The sequence below is a fragment of the Vibrio sp. 1249-1 genome (assembly GCF_033340495.1).
Map to the genome: position 1 here is coordinate 1 of NZ_JAWOWJ010000317.1, position 843 is coordinate 843.

The following is an 843-nucleotide window of genomic DNA, read 5'->3' on the forward strand; positions in this document are numbered from 1 at the left end:
GCTCAATAGCACAAAAGTCCAGTCCGGTGTATATCTATAGTAAATAGCATCATTGATGCATATATAGAGTGTGAGACAATGATTTTTCATGATTTAATTTCAGCGGTATTAAATGAAAGAGAGCCATTTCATAATATTTGGTTTGCAGGAGATTTTCATACGCCGCCTGAATTTAGCTATCAAGTTAATTTCCCTCGCCTAGAGTTAGTTCTGGATGGGGAATATATTAATGAAATGGAAAGTCATGATCGAAAAGTAACGCACATCGTTGCTAAAAAAGGCGACGCGATATTTATTCCACCTAACTGTTGGAATAAACCAGACTGGGATACCAATTGCTCAGTGTTAAGTATTTTGTTTGGGCGTCGACAACTTGGGTTAAGTTTGGTGAGCAAACGCAAAGGTGAGGCAAACTTTTACGATATTCAAAAGCATAGCATCCAAACACGCTCAGGATTTGCGATAGATAACATCTTAGAAGCGTTGAGCTCACTGGCTCGTGAGAATACTAAAAAACCAATGGATGAGCTTTTACTGCAAGCATTACTGCAATACGCGAAGACGATGTTGGATGCACCAGTCGAGCAGCAGTCACATAGCCGTGTGCAAGATCTCTATCAAGGGATTTGTATCTACATTCAAGAGAACTTCCATCGCCCAATCACACGTGACAGCATTGCGTCGAGATTCAGTATTTCCTCGAACCATTTGTCGCGCTTGTTCCGTCAGCAGGGGCACATGACCTTGGCAGACTACATTACTTGGGTACGCGTGGATCGTGCGAAGTTTATGCTCAAGAAATACAACTTCAAACTCAATGACGTGTCAGTGCGCTGTGGATTT

The 843-nt window shown here is 41.8% G+C and carries 1 protein-coding gene; it reads left to right on the forward strand.

Going from position 1 to position 843, the window contains the following annotated elements; all coding sequences use genetic code 11:
* Positions 1 to 78 precede the first annotated feature (78 nt).
* On the forward strand, positions 79 to 843 hold a 765-nt coding region (locus R7Z50_RS26095), incomplete at its 3' end, for an AraC family transcriptional regulator (protein WP_318149556.1).